Raw genomic sequence first — 13,842 nt, forward strand, 5'->3', positions numbered from 1 at the left:
ACGCGTGTTCTTGGCAGGCTAGTCAGTGCGCTCGGCACACCTCGACCTTGGCCGCCGCGTCCGACGGCGTCAGCTCGGCCTCGGTCGAGCAGCGCATGCCCAGCCGCTCCAGCAGCGCGCGGTCCTTCTCGGCCTGCGGGTTGCTCGTCGTCAGCAGCTTGTCGCCGTAGAACATCGAGTTGGCGCCGGCCAGGAAGCACAGTGCCTGCATGGTCTCGGGCATCTCCTCGCGGCCGGCGGACAGGCGCACCATGGCGCGCGGCATGGTGATGCGGGCCACCGCAATCGTGCGGATGAACTCCAGCGGGTCCAGCGGCGCCACGCCGGCCAGCGGCGTGCCTTCGACCTGCACGAGGTTGTTGATGGGCACGCTCTCGGGGTAGGGGTCGAGGTTGGCGAGCTGGGCGATCAGGCCGGCGCGCTGGCGGCGCGTCTCGCCCATGCCGACGATGCCGCCGCTGCAGACCTTCAGGCCTTGCTGGCGCACGCGCTCCAGCGTGTCCAGGCGGTCTTGATACGTGCGCGTCGTGATGATCTGGCCGTAGAACTCCGGCGCGGTGTCGAGATTGTGGTTGTAGTAGTCCAGGCCGGCGCTCTTCAGCTGCTCGGCCTGGCCGTCTTCCAGCATGCCGGCGGTCAGGCAGGTCTCCAGGCCCAGCGCCTTCACTTCAGAAATCATCTCGCCGATGGCTTCGAGGTGGCGGGGCTTGGGCGAGCGCCAGGCGGCGCCCATGCAGAAACGCGTCGCGCCGTTCTGCTTGGCCGCGCGGGCGGCTTCCATCACCTCTTGCAGCGGGATCAGCTTCTCGGCCTTCAGCCCTGTGTCGAAGTGGGCCGACTGCGGGCAGTAGGCGCAGTCCTCCTCGCAGCCACCGGTCTTGATGGACAGCAGCGTGGACAGCTGCACCGCGTTGGCATCGAAGTGCTCGCGGTGCACGGTCTGCGCGCGGAACAGCAGGTCGTTGAAGGGCAGCTCGAACAGCGCCGCGATCTCGTTCACCGTCCAGGGCTTGGCCTGGCGGCGGTCGGCGTCGGTGGTGGGGGTGAGGGTCTGGATCTGGTTCATGCGTGTTCGGTCAGCAGGGCTGAGATGTCTAGACAGGCGGGCGCGGCCAGCGGGTCGGAAAGTCGAGGCAGGTGGCCGAGGCAGGCTGCCTTCAGGCCGGCCTGGAGCGAGGCGAGATTGTCGGCGACATGCGGCTGGTGCGGGTCGACGGTGTTGGCAACCCAGGCGGCGAGCGTCAGGCCCCGCGCGCGGATGGCCTCGGCCGTCAGCAGCGCATGGTTGATGCAGCCCAGGCGCAGGCCCACGACGAGGATGACGGGCAACCCCAGGTCGACGGCCAGGTCGGCGGTGTCCCACGAGTCGTCCAGCGGCACGCAAAAGCCGCCAACGCCCTCGACCAGCGCAATCTCTGCCTTGGCCGCCGTCGCCCGGATGGCAGCCAGCAGCGGCTCGCGCTCGATGCTGCGGCCCTCCAGCCGCGCGGCGATGTGCGGCGCGCAGGGCTCGCGGAACTGCAGCGGGCCCACCTCGGCGTCGATCAGGCCGAGGTCCTGCGCGGCCAGCAGCGTGGCGACGTCCTCGTTGACCCAGTGGCCGTCGACGAATTCCTGGCCGGCCGCCAGCGATTTGATCGGTGCGACGCGCAGGCCGCGCGCAGACAGTGCCCGGGTCAGCGCGGCGGTAATAAAAGTCTTGCCGATCTCGGTGTCGGTGCCGGTGATGAAGAAGCCGTTCATGCCGCTCGGAGCTGTTCGAGGGCAAGGATGGCCCGGTTCAAGCTGGCTGATGCCTCGCGAGCGACTGCGGCGCGCCACCCTTGCCGAACGAAGGCGCACAAGTGCTTGTTGTAGCCCGTGCCGGGCTTGCTGACGTCTTGCAGGGAGAGCATTTCTTCTTTAACGCGGCGCTTGGTCGATCTAGCCGCCAAGCGCAAAACTTCTCGCTTGGCGTCAGGGAGGGTCTCCGGGTCTCGAGGCACGCTGGCTACAGAGACGCCTAGCGCGCTTGCGAATGCTGACCGATCAGCCATCGCCCAGGCTTCCGACTCCTTCACCGCCAGGCGAAGTAGGAAAAGTTGCGGGACGGGCTGCAACAGCCATTCCTGACGGACTGTGACCGGGCAGGCGCCGTCGGTATCTGCAACGCAAAGCACCGGCTGCACATGCAACGCTTGCTGCATGTAGCGAGTGAGATCGGCCTTCAGCTTGGTCACGCCGCGCTTGTTGATCGGCGCAATGGCCAACGTCCAACCCGGAAGCGTTTGCTCGATCAATTGCTCGCCCAAGGCGCAACAAAGGTCGTCTTCGCCAACGAGCACGAGGGAGCTCATGCCGTCAGGCCAAAGCTGTCCAGGGTATTCGTGCGCGTCTTGGGCAGAAGCACTTCGGCGGCATTCAGCCCATGCCTCATCGCGTCGAGTTCGGTCGCAGATGGTGGTCTGATCTCTGATCCGTTGGGGCCGGGTTCGATCAGCAGCACATGGCTGGGGTCGTCGATCTCAGCCAGTAGCGAATCGCTGTGCGTGCTGGTCAGGACCTGGCGCACGACGCTGCCTTTCTTGCGGTCACGGAGCACCCTGTCCACGAGCAACGGGATGTGGCGAACGATCTCGCTGTTCAACGACAACTCAGGTTCTTCGAGCAAGAGAAGGCCCTCACCGTCTTGCAAGGCCCACAGCAGCCCGATCAAGCGAAGCGTGCCGTCGGAGAACTGGTCTTCCCTCTGCCAAGCGCCGTTGATCCGCCAGTGTTTGAAGTTGGCTTCAAGGTGCCAGCGCCCGGAGACCAAATCCTGCTCGAACCGCAAGTCGGAGAAGAGAGGGACTGCCTGCGACAGCGCGTCTTTGATGCGCTTGATGCGCGCGTCGCGGACTCGTTTGGGAGTTGCCGCAATGCGTTGTAGCAGCCCCTGTCCGAAAGGATCGTTCTCCATCGCCCGCGAGGCAATCGCGTCCCCGTGCTTCAGTAACTGGGGAACGAGGTGCAGATAGGTCGTGGCCGCAAAGAAGTCGGCGATGACGCGGAACTCCTTGTTGAGGTTGATCTGCTCCAGATGGGTTTGGGTCAAGCGTTCCGGGTCGCTCAGATCGTCTGGCCCTGGGCGGGGTGTGAACACCGCGCGGCCGTCGCGTTCGACACGCTCTTCCGCCACCATGACACGTTGTTGGCCCTTGCCCTCACTGCGAAGCACAAGGACGTAGCGCCAGCGTGTCGGCGGGGTTGTCGTCTCATCCAGCAACTCAACATCGATCTTGAGCTTGGGGTCGCTCCGCGCGTGCAGGCTGCGCAGCTTGGCCAGCCCGTTGCGATCCTTGACTGCTTGCTGCAGCCCGCCGCCTTCCTTCTGCGCGACGGTGCGCAGGAAGCGAAAGACTTCCATGAAATTCGACTTGCCCGAGGCGTTCGCGCCGATCAGCGTCGTACGAGGGCCAAGCGGAACATCCACATTGCGGAAGTTCAGCCAGTTCTTCAACTGCATGCGCTTAATCAGCAAGAGAGGTCTCCTTTGAGTCGTGCGCTGCTGTCGGCCGGGCGGAGGCCGCCGCTTCCAATGCGTCCAACAGCGCATCAACATCGTCTGCAGTATGCGTGCCGCACAGCGTGATGCGCAGCCGCGCCGTGCCGGCCGCGACCGTCGGCGGGCGGATGCCGGGCACGCGCAGGCCGGCGGCCTCCAGCGCGGCAGCGAGGGCCATGACCTCGGCATTGCCGCCGACGATCAGCGGCTGGATGGGCGTGGCGGCGTCGGTCAGCGTCCAACCCAGGCGCGGGTGGCGGTCGATCAGCGCCAGCAGGCCGTCGCGCAGCCGGGCCTGCAGCGCGACGAGGTTGGCGCGGCGTGCGGCGCCCAGCGGGCCTTCGATCAGCTCGAAGCTGGTCAGCAGCGCATGCTCGATGGCCGGCGGCGACGCGGTGGAGAAGATGAAGTTGCGCGCCGACTGCAGCAGGTAGTCGACGATGGTGGCGTGCGCCGCGACGAAGGCACCCGACAGGCCGGCGGCCTTGCCCAGCGTGCCGACGAGGACGAGGCGTTCGCTGTTCAAACCGAAGTGCTCCAGCGAGCCGCGCCCGCGCCCGCCCAGCACGCCAAAGCCGTGCGCGTCGTCGACGATCAGCCAGGCGTCGAATTCCTCGGCCAGCGCCAGCAGGCCGGGCAGCGGCGCGAGGTCGCCGTCCATGCTGAAGACGGCATCCGTGACGATGAGCTTGACCTTGGCCGCGCTGGCCACCAGCAGCCTGCGCAGGCCAGCCACGTCCGCGTGGCCGTAGCGCGTGACCTTGGCCTTGGCCAGCCGCGCGGCGTCGATCAGCGAGGCGTGGTTGAGCTGCTCCGAGAAGATCTCGGTGTGCTCGTCGCCCAATGCGGTGACGACGGCCAGGTTGGCCATGTAGCCCGTGCAGAAGCTGATCGCCCGGGCCTGCGGGATGTGCGGCGCGTACCAGCGCGCGAGCGTGTCCGTGACGGCCTCGTGCGCGGCGCTGTGGCCGCTGACGAGCGGCGACGCCCCGGAGCCGCCGCCCCACAGGCGCGCGCCTTCCGCAATTGCGTCGGCAATCGCAGGCTCGGCGGCCAGGCCCAGGTAGTCGTTGGAGCAGAACATCAGCAGCGGCCGGCCGTTGATGGTCTGGCGCGGGGCGGTGCCGTTGTCGGCGCGGCGCAGCGAGCGCGTCAGGCTCTGCGCGGCGAGGGCATTGAGCTTGGCGCTCAGGTGATCAAGCAAGGACATCGTTCAATGTCGCCGTCACGGCCCCGGCCAGGAAGGCCGCGGTCGCGTCGTCGATCAGGTAAGGGGGCATCAGGTAAACGGTCGATCCGATCGGGCGGATCAGCAGTTCGTGTTCGCGCGCAGCGAGGTGGAAGCGTTCGGCGAAGCGCGGCGGGGCGTCGGGCACGTCGAAAGCCAGGATCATGCCGCGCTGGCGCAGGTGGGTGACTCGCGAGGCCAGCGGCGCGAAGGCGCGGGTCAGCCGCTCGGCCTGCATGCGGTTGGCGTCGAGCTGGCCGGCGTCGAAGCGGTCCAGCACCGCATTGGCTGCCGCGCAGGCCAGCGGGTTGCCGGTGTAGGAGTGCGAATGCAGGAAACCACGCGTGACGTCCTCGCTCCAGAAGGCGGCGAAGACGTCGTCGGTCGTCAGCACCAGCGACAGCGGCAGCGTGCCGCCGGTGATGCCTTTGCTGAGCAGGATGAAGTCGGGCCATTCGGCGCCTGTTTGCTCCCAGGCGAAGAAGGTGCCGGTGCGACCGCAGCCGACGGCGATCTCGTCGGCGATCAGGTGCACGCCAAACTCCCGCGTCAGCTCGCGCAGGCCTTTCAGATAGGCCGGCGCGTACATGACCATGCCGGCCGCGCCCTGGATCAAAGGCTCGACGATGACGGCGGCGATGTGGTCATGGCGTTTGCTCAACAGCGCGCGCATCGCGGCCAGCGCCTCGGCTTCGTTGCCCAGCCTTGAGTCCGGCGACGCGACGATGTGGGCGCGCATCAAAAGCGGGTCGTACGCGTCGCGGAAGACCTGCACGTCGGTCACGCTCAGCGCTCCCAGCGTCTCGCCGTGATAGCTGTTCTTCAGGCAGACGAACTCGCGCTTGTCCGCCCGGCCCCGGTTCTTCCACGAATGGAAGCTCTGCTTCAGCGCGATCTCGACGGCGCTGGCCCCATCGCTGCCGAAGAACGTGTGGCCCAGCTTGCCGTCTGTGCGCGCGGACAGGCGCTCGGCCAGGCGCACGGCGGGCTCGTGCGTGCAGCCGGCCAGCATCACGTGGGGCAGCGTGTCGAGCTGCTGCTTGATGGCATCGTGCAGGGCCTGGTCGCTGTGGCCGAACAGGTTGACCCACCAGGACGAGTTGGCGTCGAAGTAGCGCCGGCCGTCGGTGCCGAACAGCCAGGGGCCGTCGCCGCGCGCGATGGGCAGCGGCGGCACTTGGCCCAAGCGAGCCATCTGCGTGCAGGGGTGCCAGACGGCGGCGCGGCTGCGGTCTTGGAGGGAGGTCGTCATGCGGGGGAAGGGCGGCGCACACGGCGCACAAGAGCGCGCAAGAACTTGAAGCAGAACCAGGTCAGCACGGCCATGACGGCCAGCGTCGTCGCCAGGACCGGGAAGAAGACGAAGGGATGCGCCCAGGCCAGCCACAGCATCGTCGGCACGGCCACGTCGCCCATCAGCGACAGGCCGAGGTTGGAGAAGGGCTCGGGCGACGTGTTGGCCGCCGCGCGCGTGCTGGCCTTGGCCGCGTGCGCCACGGCTGCCAGCCCGCCGCCGGCCAGCGCAGCGACGACGGACCACGCCTGGCCCGGGTCGCCGGCCGAGCCGCTGAAGAGCCCCGCCACCAGCGCCGCGCCGGCGGGGATGCGGATCAGCGTGTGCAGCGCATCCCAGGCGCTGTCGACGAAGGGGATCTTGTCGGCCAGGAACTCCACCAGCGTCATGGCGGCCGCGCAGCCCATCACCAGCGGCGAGGCCAGCACCTGCAGCCCCGGCGGCAGCGCGACCCAGCCCCAGTACCCCGCCATGCCGACGAGCAGAACCGTCAGATACAGGCGCAGGCCGCTGGCCCAGCCGAGGGCGGCGGCCAGGGCGATGAGCTGGACGGCGTCGATATTCGTCATGGCAGGCGTGGGCGAAAGCCCGGCACGGTCGCGTTGAACAGCACTGCGGCCTCGTGCCTGCCGGGTTGACAGACCATCGAGAAGTTCAGCACCTTGCGTGCGGTGACATAGCCCAGGTAGAGGTGCACATGCTCGCCCTCGGCGTGAGCGGCGAAGGACATCTCCAACCCGCCGCCGCCGGTGCGCGGCTTGATGTCCCGCAGCAGCACTTGCAAGGGCGCCTCGCTGGCCGCCCGGATGGCCTCGATGCGGCTGTCGACGCATTGCTCGGCCAGCGCCTGGGCCCGGTCTTCCGGGATGTCGAAGAAGTCGACCGAGATGATGATCACCGCGCCGTCTTCGTCGGACTGGAAGTTCAGCGTGTTGTCGTCGTCGGTCGCGACCTGACGCCACTTGGGGGCCAGGTCGAGCAGGAACTCCGAGTAGGCATGTGACTGCCATTGCGCGGGCTGCGGGCGCGGCGCCGTCAGCGAGAAGCTGTAGCTGAGGATGGCCATGGGGTCAGCTCGTCAGCCAGGACGGCTTGCTCTTGGTCAGGAAGCTCTGCACACCCTCACGCCCTTCGGCGCTGGCGCGGATGTCGGCGATGCGCCGCGCCGTGTCGTCGCGCAGCTCGGGCGTGATCTCGCGACTGGCCACGTCCTTGACGAGCTGCTTGCAGGCGCGCACGGCGGCGGGACCGTTGGCGGTGATGGCCGTGACGAGTTCGTCGACCTTGGCGTCCAACGCGTCGGCCGTGACGACCTCATGCACCAGGCCGAGCGCCTTCGCTTCGGCTGCCGAGAACCGCTCCGCTGTGACGAAGTAGCGCCGCGACGCCTGCTCGCCCAGCGCCTTGACGACATAGGGCCCGATGGTGGCGGGCAGCAACCCGAGCTTGGCCTCGCTGAGGCAAAAGCCCGCCGTGTCCACGGCCACGACGATGTCGGCGCAGGCCACCAGGCCCACGCCGCCCGCATACACATCGCCTTGCACGCGCGCGATGACCGGCACCGGGCAGCTGTAGATCGCCCACAGCATGTCGGCCAGCTTGCTGGCGTCGGCGTGGTTCTCGTCCCAGCTGTAGCCGGCCATGGCCTTCATCCAGTTCAGGTCGGCGCCGGCGCAGAAAGCCTTGCCTCCGGCGGCCAGCACGATGGCGCGCAGATCGTCGCGTGCGCCCAAAGCGTTGAAGGTGCCGGTCAGCTCGGCGATCAGGCCTTCGTTGAAAGCGTTGCGCACCTCGGGGCGGTTCAGTGTGACGCGGGCGGTGTGGCCTGTGATGGCGATGTGCAGGGCATTCATGGCGTCAGTGGGCAAGGTGGGGCCAGGCTTGCAGGCCGAGGTGGTCGACATAGGCGTCGTAGTCGCGGTCGCGGTGCAGCAGCGCAAAGCCACGCTCGATGCAGAAGGTGGCGATCAGGCAGTCGATGCCACTGCGGATCGTCAGGCCCAGGCGGCGCAGCTGGCGGTATTGGTCGGCCGCGCTGTGTGCCAAGTCGGCGCCACCGGTGGCCTCGGTCGGCAGGCCGGCGAACAGCGAACGCGCAATGCGCAGGTCGCTCTCCGCGCGGAAGCCGCGCAACACCTCGAACAGCACCAGGTCGGGCAGCACGAGCCGCGTCTGGCCGTCCTCCAGCAGGCGTGCGAGTGCGGCAGTGGCGCCGTTCTCGCGGCCGTTGAACAGATCGATCCAGACGCCGCTGTCAACGACGACCATGGCTCTTGACCTTGGCTGCCGTCTTGGCCGCCGTCTTGGCCGCTGTCTTGGGGGCGGCGGGCTTGGCTCGATAGGCCGTCTCGGGCTCAGCCGCACGGACCATGTTGGGCTGGCCGTCCAGACGCTGCTCGTGCTCGTCCCACCCCCACTGCAGCTTGCCTTTCCATTTCAGGATCTCGCGGTAGGCGGCCTGTCGTTTCAGCAGGGCCAGCCCGGCTTCGACGGCTTCCTTCTTGGTCTTGTAAGGGCCGGCAGCCATCGCCGCGCTCATCAGCTCGTCATCGATGTCAATGTTGGTGCGCATGATGTGTATAAAGTTGAACATTGATGCACGTGGAGTGTATCAATGAGCGGGTGTTGACGTCACGCGAGGTGGCGGGAGATGGGCTTGCACATCAGCACTGACCCATATGTCTTGCCCTTCCACTGCACGCCGCCCACCGTCGTGTAGCCGCGCCGCTCGTAGCGGCGGCGCAGCGCGACGGCGGGTTCGGCGGTGTCCAGCGCCAGCTGCGCAAAGCCCTGCTCGCGGGCCCAGGCCTCGGCGGCGTCCAGCAGCAGCTCGCCGACGCCTTGCCCGCGGCAGTCGGGGTGCACGGCCAGCTGCGACAGGATGGCCGTGCCCGGTGTCGTGTACAGCGGCGGCGGTGGGTCGGCGATGTAGGCCTCGCCGGTGGGCTTGGGGCCGCGCACGGCGACCGTGCCGACCAATCGGCCCTCCAACTGGGCGACGAAGCCCTGTGCGCCGGCCAGTCGTTCACGCGTGACGTCCACGCCCTGGTCGACGGCCGTGAAGTTCCAGCCCTGGGCGGCGAGGCTGGCGTATGCGGCGTGCAGCAGCGCGGTCAGTTCGGTCAGGCAGTCGTCGGCCTGAAGCGTGCGGATCGCGACCATGGTCGTCACATGCGGAACACGCCGAACTTCGTCTGCGGAATCGGCGCGTTCAACGCGGCGCTCAGCCCCAGCGCCAGCACGCGGCGCGTGTCGGCCGGGTCGATGACGCCGTCGTCCCACAGTCGCGCCGAGGCGTAGTACGGGTGGCCCTGGTCCTCGTACTGCTGGCGCAGCGGCGCCTTGAAGGCTTCCTCTTCGTCGGCGCTCCACGCACCACCCTTGGCCTCGATGGCATCGCGGCGAATGGTGGACAGCACGCTGGCCGCCTGCTCGCCGCCCATCACGGAGATGCGCGCGTTGGGCCACATCCACAGGAAGCGCGGGCTGTAGGCGCGGCCGCACATGCCGTAGTTGCCGGCGCCGAAGCTGCCGCCAATGATGACGGTGAACTTGGGAACAGCGGCGCAGGCCACGGCCGTCACCATCTTGGCGCCGGCGCGGGCGATGCCGTCGTTCTCGTACTTGCGCCCGACCATGAAGCCGGTGATGTTCTGCAGAAACACCAGCGGAATCTTGCGCTGGCAGCACAGCTCGATGAAGTGGGCGCCCTTGTTGGCGCTCTCGGCGAACAGGATGCCGTTGTTGGCGACGATGCCCACCGGCATGCCCTCGATGTGGGCAAAGCCGCAGACCAGCGTGGCGCCGTAGCGGGCCTTGAACTCGTCGAACTCCGAGCCGTCGACGATGCGGGCGATGACCTCGCGGATGTCGAAGGGCTTGCGCGTGTCGACCGGGATCACGCCGTGCAACTCGGCGGGGTCGTGGGCCGGTGCCTTGGGCTCCCGCATCGCCAACGGATTCGCCTTGGTCCAGTTCAGCCGCGCCACCGACTGCCGCGCAATCGCCAGCGCATGCGTGTCGTTGTTGGCCAGGTGGTCGGCCACGCCCGACAGCCGCGTGTGCACGTCGCCACCGCCCAGGTCTTCGGCGGTCACGACCTCGCCGGTGGCGGCCTTCACCAGCGGCGGACCGCCCAGGAAGATGGTGCCCTGGTTCTTGACGATGATGGTCTCGTCGCTCATCGCCGGCACATAGGCGCCGCCGGCCGTGCACGAGCCCATGACGACGGCGATCTGCGGGATGCCCGCGGCGCTCAGGTTGGCCTGGTTGAAGAAGATGCGGCCGAAGTGGTCGCGGTCGGGGAAGACCTCGTCCTGGTTGGGCAGGTTGGCGCCGCCACTGTCCACCAGGTAGATGCAGGGCAGGCGGTTCTGCGCGGCGACTTCCTGGGCACGCAGATGCTTCTTGACGGTGATGGGGTAGTAGGTGCCGCCCTTGACCGTCGCGTCGTTGCAGACGATGACGCACTCCACACCCGACACGCGGCCGATGCCGGCCACCACGCCGCCACCCGGCGCGGCGTTGTCATACAGGTTCAGGCCGGCCAGCGGCGCCAGTTCGAGGAAGGGCGTGCCGGGGTCGAGCAGCATCTCCACGCGGTCGCGCGGCAGCAGCTTGCCGCGGGCGGTGTGCTTGGCGCGCGCGGCATCGCCGCCGCCCTGGGCGATCTGAGCGAGCTTGGCGTTCAGGTCGTCGATGAGGCCGCGCATCGCGTCCGCATTGGCCTTGAAGTCGGCCGAGCGGGGGTTGATCTGCGTGTTCAGGACCGGCATGGAGTCTCCCGCGAGCCCGCACTAAGCGGGGCTCAACTTGATCGTTTGCGGCCTCGTGAGCCGCGTGAGGGGCGCCAGAATAGTCCAGGGCGAACACGGATGCAATCGCGACTTGAGTGATCCTCAACAATTGCGCAGAATGCGACCCCGATGAGCAGCGTCGCCACCGTACCCCAGCGCAGGTCCCCGTCCGGCCCGAAGGCCGAGCAGCGCGTGCGCGACATCCTGCGGGTCGGCCGCGAGGTCTTCGCCGAGCGCGGCTACGAGCGCGCGACGACGACCGAGATCGCGCAGCGCCTGGGCATCTCCGAGGCCACCGTCTTCACCTACTTCCGTGGCAAGCGCGAGCTGTGCATGCGCGTCATCCAGGACTGGTACGACGAGATCATCGATGCCATCCAGGCCGGCCTGCCGCGCCAGGCTGGCGTGCGCGAACAGCTGGAGTTCGTCGTGCTGACGCATCTGCGCCTGTTCCTGATCCAGGGCACGGGCCTGTGCGCGCTGGTGCTGTCGGAGGGGCGCACGAAAGGCCAGGATCTCGGTGAAGGCTTCGTCGCGCTGCAGCGCCGCTACACCGCGCCGCTGATGGACCTGCTGGCGCGCGGCCAGGACGCCGGGGAAGTGCGACGCGACATTCCGCTGCGCCTGCTGCGCTCGCTCGTCTTCGGGCCGATGGAGCACATGCTGTGGGAGGTCGTCATCACCGGCCGTCAGCTCGACGTCGAGGCCAGCGCGCGCGACCTCGTCGCGCTGCTGTGGCCGGCCCTGCAGGCGCCAGACCAGGAACTGCACAAGCTGCGCCGCTTGCGCGGCCAGCTGCAGCAGGCGCTGTCAGCGAGTGAGTGACTGCAGCAGCACCGTCTCGCAGACCTTGAACAGCAGCCAAGCCGCCATGGCGCCCGCCGATGAGGCCAGCAGCTCCAGCAGCTGGCGCAGGCCGCCGTCCTGCAGGGCCTGCCAGCCGTGCTCGGACTGCAGGGCCAAGCTCCAAATCCTCACCATGGCGCGCTCCCCGGTGTTCGGTCTCGTCCGGCGTGGCTAGTATTCGCCATCCTGCAAGGGAAGGGGAGGCGTCGATGCAAGCGATGAGAGTCTGGCTCGCCATGGGCCTGTGGCTGCTGGGTTGTGCCGGCGCACAGGCGCAGGTCGAAAGCGCCGACGCCGACTGGCGCTACCGCATCCAGCCGGGTGACACGCTGATCACGCTGACCGAAGCCTGGCTGGCGCCGCCCCGGGGCTGGCGCGACCTGCAGAAGCTCAACCGCGTGTCCGACCCGCTGCGCTTGATGCCCGGCGCCACGTTGCGCATGCCCGTGGCCTGGCTGCGGCGCGAGGCGAGCGTCGCCGAAGCCGTGTTCGTGCGCGGCCAGGTGGTGCGCCAGCGCGGTACGGCGACCGAGGCGCTGGCGGCAGGCAGCACGCTGCAGGGCGGCGACCGCATCCGCACCGGCGCCCAGTCCAGCGCCAGCCTGCGCTTTGCCGACGGCTCGCGGCTGCTGATTCCGCCCGCGAGCGACGTCACGCTGGAGCAACTGCTGGTGCTCGGCCGTGGCGCTCTTCCCCAGGTGCGCATCGGCGTGCAGCAGGGTGGGGCGGACAGCCGCGTGGCGCCCAATGCCCAGCGCGTGCCGCTCTATGACGTGCGCACGCCGCATGTCAACCTGGGCGTGCGGGGCACCGAGTTTCGCGTCCAGACGGCGGGGGCGCAAAGCCGCATGCAGGTGCTGTCTGGCGCCGTGCAGGCCGATGGCCTCGGCACCGCCGTGGCGGCCGGCCAGGGGCTGCTGGCAGAGGGGCCGGCGCGCAGCGTCGCGCCGCTGCTCGCTGCGCCCGACCTGGCCGGCCTGGTCGGCGTTGCGGAGCGGCTGCCGCTCTACCTGAGCTGGGTCGGCGGGCCGACCGGCGCGGTCACCTGGCGTGCCCAGCTGTATCCGCGCGGCGACTTCGACCGCCTGCTGCTGGACGCGAGCGTGGGCGAACCGGCAGTGACCTGGCCCGAGGCGCGCGATCTGCCCGACGGCGACTACACACTGCGCGTGCGCGCCGTCGACGCGCGCGGCCAGGAAGGTGCGGCGGCCGACGCCCACATCCGCCTGCTGGCCCGCCCCGAGCCGCCCTTCATCCAGGCGCCCGCCGTCGGCACCGTCGGCTACACGGGCAGTCTGGGCCTGGCCTGGACACGCAACGCCGCAGCGCCCGCTGCGCGGCTGCAGATCGCCCGCGATGCCGGCTTCAAGGACCTGGTCTTGCAGCCGCCCCCCCTCGACGCAGCGACCTACGAGGCCAGGCTGCCGGACGGGCTGTACCACTGGCGCATCGCTGCCGTCGAAGCCGGCGGCCGCGCCGGCCCCTTCAGCGACACGCAGACGTTCGAGCTGAGGCCGCCGCCGCCGGCCCCGCCGCGCGCCGAGCCGGAGGTCAGCGGCGACCAGCTCAAGCTGCGCTGGCGCGCCGACGCGGGCGTCGTGCGCTACGAGCTGGAGTGGGCCAAGGCCGACACCTTCGACGGCGCCGACATGCAGCGCATCGCCACCGACAAGCCCGAGGTGACGCTGCCCAAGCCCTCACCGGGACAATACTTCCTGCGCGCGCGCGCCTTCAACGCGGCCGGCGCGGCCAGCCCCTGGGGGCAGACGCAGATGATCGAGATACCTTATCCGCGCTGGCTGTGGCTGCTGCCGCTGCTGCTCGTCCCGCTGCTTTGAAACCCTGGCCTTGAAACGCTGGCCCTGGCTCGCCCTGCCTGGCGCATTGCTGCTGTGGGCACTGCTGGCCCTGACGGGCGCGCAGGCGCGCATCGACCGCGCCATCGGCGACCTGTTGCTGCGCGCCGCGGCGCCAGCGCCGCCGGCCGTGGCCAGCAGCGTCATCGTCGACATCGACGACGCTTCGCTGCGCGCACTGCGCCAGCCGCTGGGCGAGTGGCCGTACTCGCGCGACGTCTATGCGCTGATGCTGGACTACCTGGGCCGGGCCGGCGCCCGCCTCGTCGTCGTCGACATCGTGCTGGCCGGCCCGCGCG

Annotated in this window: 17 protein-coding genes; 3 read left to right on the forward strand and 14 right to left on the reverse strand. The window is 69.0% G+C overall.

Features of this window, described 5'->3' with window-relative positions:
- Nucleotides 1-22 precede the first annotated feature (22 nt).
- From bioB to ACT6S0_RS03810, 13 genes are read right to left on the reverse strand one after another with little or no spacing between them, the layout of a single operon-like run.
- Nucleotides 23-1,066 (reverse strand): biotin synthase BioB, encoded by a 1,044-nt coding sequence (gene bioB / locus ACT6S0_RS03750; RefSeq protein ID WP_444762580.1) that lies wholly within the window; start codon nucleotides 1,064-1,066, stop codon nucleotides 23-25.
- Complete coding sequence (gene bioD / locus ACT6S0_RS03755; protein WP_444762581.1) at nucleotides 1,063-1,743, reverse strand: dethiobiotin synthase; 681 nt, start codon at nucleotides 1,741-1,743, stop codon at nucleotides 1,063-1,065. Before bioD ends, bioB begins: the two co-directional genes overlap by 4 nt.
- On the reverse strand, nucleotides 1,740-2,336 hold the full coding sequence (locus ACT6S0_RS03760; RefSeq protein ID WP_444762582.1) for a hypothetical protein: 597 nt from the start codon (nucleotides 2,334-2,336) through the stop codon (nucleotides 1,740-1,742). The genes bioD and ACT6S0_RS03760 overlap by 4 nt, the downstream gene beginning before the upstream one ends.
- Complete coding sequence (locus tag ACT6S0_RS03765; RefSeq protein ID WP_444762583.1) at nucleotides 2,333-3,499, reverse strand: AAA family ATPase; 1,167 nt, start codon at nucleotides 3,497-3,499, stop codon at nucleotides 2,333-2,335. Before ACT6S0_RS03765 ends, ACT6S0_RS03760 begins: the two co-directional genes overlap by 4 nt.
- Nucleotides 3,489-4,733: an 8-amino-7-oxononanoate synthase gene (locus ACT6S0_RS03770; protein WP_444762584.1), complete on the reverse strand. Its 1,245-nt coding sequence runs from the start codon at nucleotides 4,731-4,733 to the stop codon at nucleotides 3,489-3,491. The genes ACT6S0_RS03765 and ACT6S0_RS03770 overlap by 11 nt, the downstream gene beginning before the upstream one ends.
- A complete protein-coding gene (gene bioA, locus ACT6S0_RS03775) occupies nucleotides 4,720-6,003 on the reverse strand; it encodes an adenosylmethionine--8-amino-7-oxononanoate transaminase (RefSeq protein WP_444762585.1) in 1,284 nt (427 codons plus the stop codon). Before bioA ends, ACT6S0_RS03770 begins: the two co-directional genes overlap by 14 nt.
- A complete protein-coding gene (locus ACT6S0_RS03780) occupies nucleotides 6,000-6,614 on the reverse strand; it encodes a DUF4126 domain-containing protein (protein WP_444762586.1) in 615 nt (204 codons plus the stop codon). Before ACT6S0_RS03780 ends, bioA begins: the two co-directional genes overlap by 4 nt.
- Nucleotides 6,611-7,111, reverse strand: a complete 501-nt coding sequence (locus ACT6S0_RS03785) for a hypothetical protein (protein WP_444762587.1) — start codon at nucleotides 7,109-7,111, stop codon at nucleotides 6,611-6,613. Before ACT6S0_RS03785 ends, ACT6S0_RS03780 begins: the two co-directional genes overlap by 4 nt.
- Nucleotides 7,112-7,115: 4 nt before the next feature.
- Complete coding sequence (locus tag ACT6S0_RS03790; protein ID WP_444762588.1) at nucleotides 7,116-7,898, reverse strand: enoyl-CoA hydratase/isomerase family protein; 783 nt, start codon at nucleotides 7,896-7,898, stop codon at nucleotides 7,116-7,118.
- A 4-nt stretch (nucleotides 7,899-7,902) separates the two neighbouring features.
- Nucleotides 7,903-8,313: a type II toxin-antitoxin system VapC family toxin gene (gene vapC / locus ACT6S0_RS03795; RefSeq protein WP_444762589.1), complete on the reverse strand. Its 411-nt coding sequence runs from the start codon at nucleotides 8,311-8,313 to the stop codon at nucleotides 7,903-7,905.
- Nucleotides 8,300-8,617, reverse strand: a complete 318-nt coding sequence (locus tag ACT6S0_RS03800) for a type II toxin-antitoxin system VapB family antitoxin (RefSeq protein WP_444762590.1) — start codon at nucleotides 8,615-8,617, stop codon at nucleotides 8,300-8,302. Before ACT6S0_RS03800 ends, vapC begins: the two co-directional genes overlap by 14 nt.
- A gap of 59 nt (nucleotides 8,618-8,676) precedes the next feature.
- Nucleotides 8,677-9,207 carry a GNAT family N-acetyltransferase gene (locus tag ACT6S0_RS03805; protein WP_444762591.1) on the reverse strand — a complete coding sequence of 177 codons (531 nt, stop codon included), beginning with the start codon at nucleotides 9,205-9,207 and terminating at the stop codon, nucleotides 8,677-8,679.
- 5 nt (nucleotides 9,208-9,212) lie between these two features.
- Nucleotides 9,213-10,820 carry a carboxyl transferase domain-containing protein gene (locus tag ACT6S0_RS03810; RefSeq protein ID WP_444762592.1) on the reverse strand — a complete coding sequence of 536 codons (1,608 nt, stop codon included), beginning with the start codon at nucleotides 10,818-10,820 and terminating at the stop codon, nucleotides 9,213-9,215.
- 150 nt (nucleotides 10,821-10,970) lie between these two features.
- Between ACT6S0_RS03810 and ACT6S0_RS03815 the strand changes: the two genes are divergently transcribed.
- Nucleotides 10,971-11,666 (forward strand): TetR/AcrR family transcriptional regulator, encoded by a 696-nt coding sequence (locus ACT6S0_RS03815; RefSeq protein WP_444762593.1) that lies wholly within the window; start codon nucleotides 10,971-10,973, stop codon nucleotides 11,664-11,666.
- Here the strand turns inward: ACT6S0_RS03815 and ACT6S0_RS03820 are convergent.
- On the reverse strand, nucleotides 11,652-11,804 hold the full coding sequence (locus tag ACT6S0_RS03820; protein WP_444762594.1) for a hypothetical protein: 153 nt from the start codon (nucleotides 11,802-11,804) through the stop codon (nucleotides 11,652-11,654). The genes ACT6S0_RS03815 and ACT6S0_RS03820 overlap by 15 nt on opposite strands.
- Before the next feature lie 101 nt (nucleotides 11,805-11,905).
- Between ACT6S0_RS03820 and ACT6S0_RS03825 the strand changes: the two genes are divergently transcribed.
- Nucleotides 11,906-13,525 carry a FecR domain-containing protein gene (locus tag ACT6S0_RS03825; protein WP_444762595.1) on the forward strand — a complete coding sequence of 540 codons (1,620 nt, stop codon included), beginning with the start codon at nucleotides 11,906-11,908 and terminating at the stop codon, nucleotides 13,523-13,525.
- Between the two features lie 10 nt (nucleotides 13,526-13,535).
- Nucleotides 13,536-13,842 (forward strand): CHASE2 domain-containing protein (locus ACT6S0_RS03830; RefSeq protein ID WP_444762596.1); only part of this gene is annotated, 307 nt, incomplete at its 3' end.

It is taken from the genome of Roseateles sp., assembly GCF_052436255.1.
GTDB lineage: Bacteria > Pseudomonadota > Gammaproteobacteria > Burkholderiales > Burkholderiaceae_C > Pelomonas.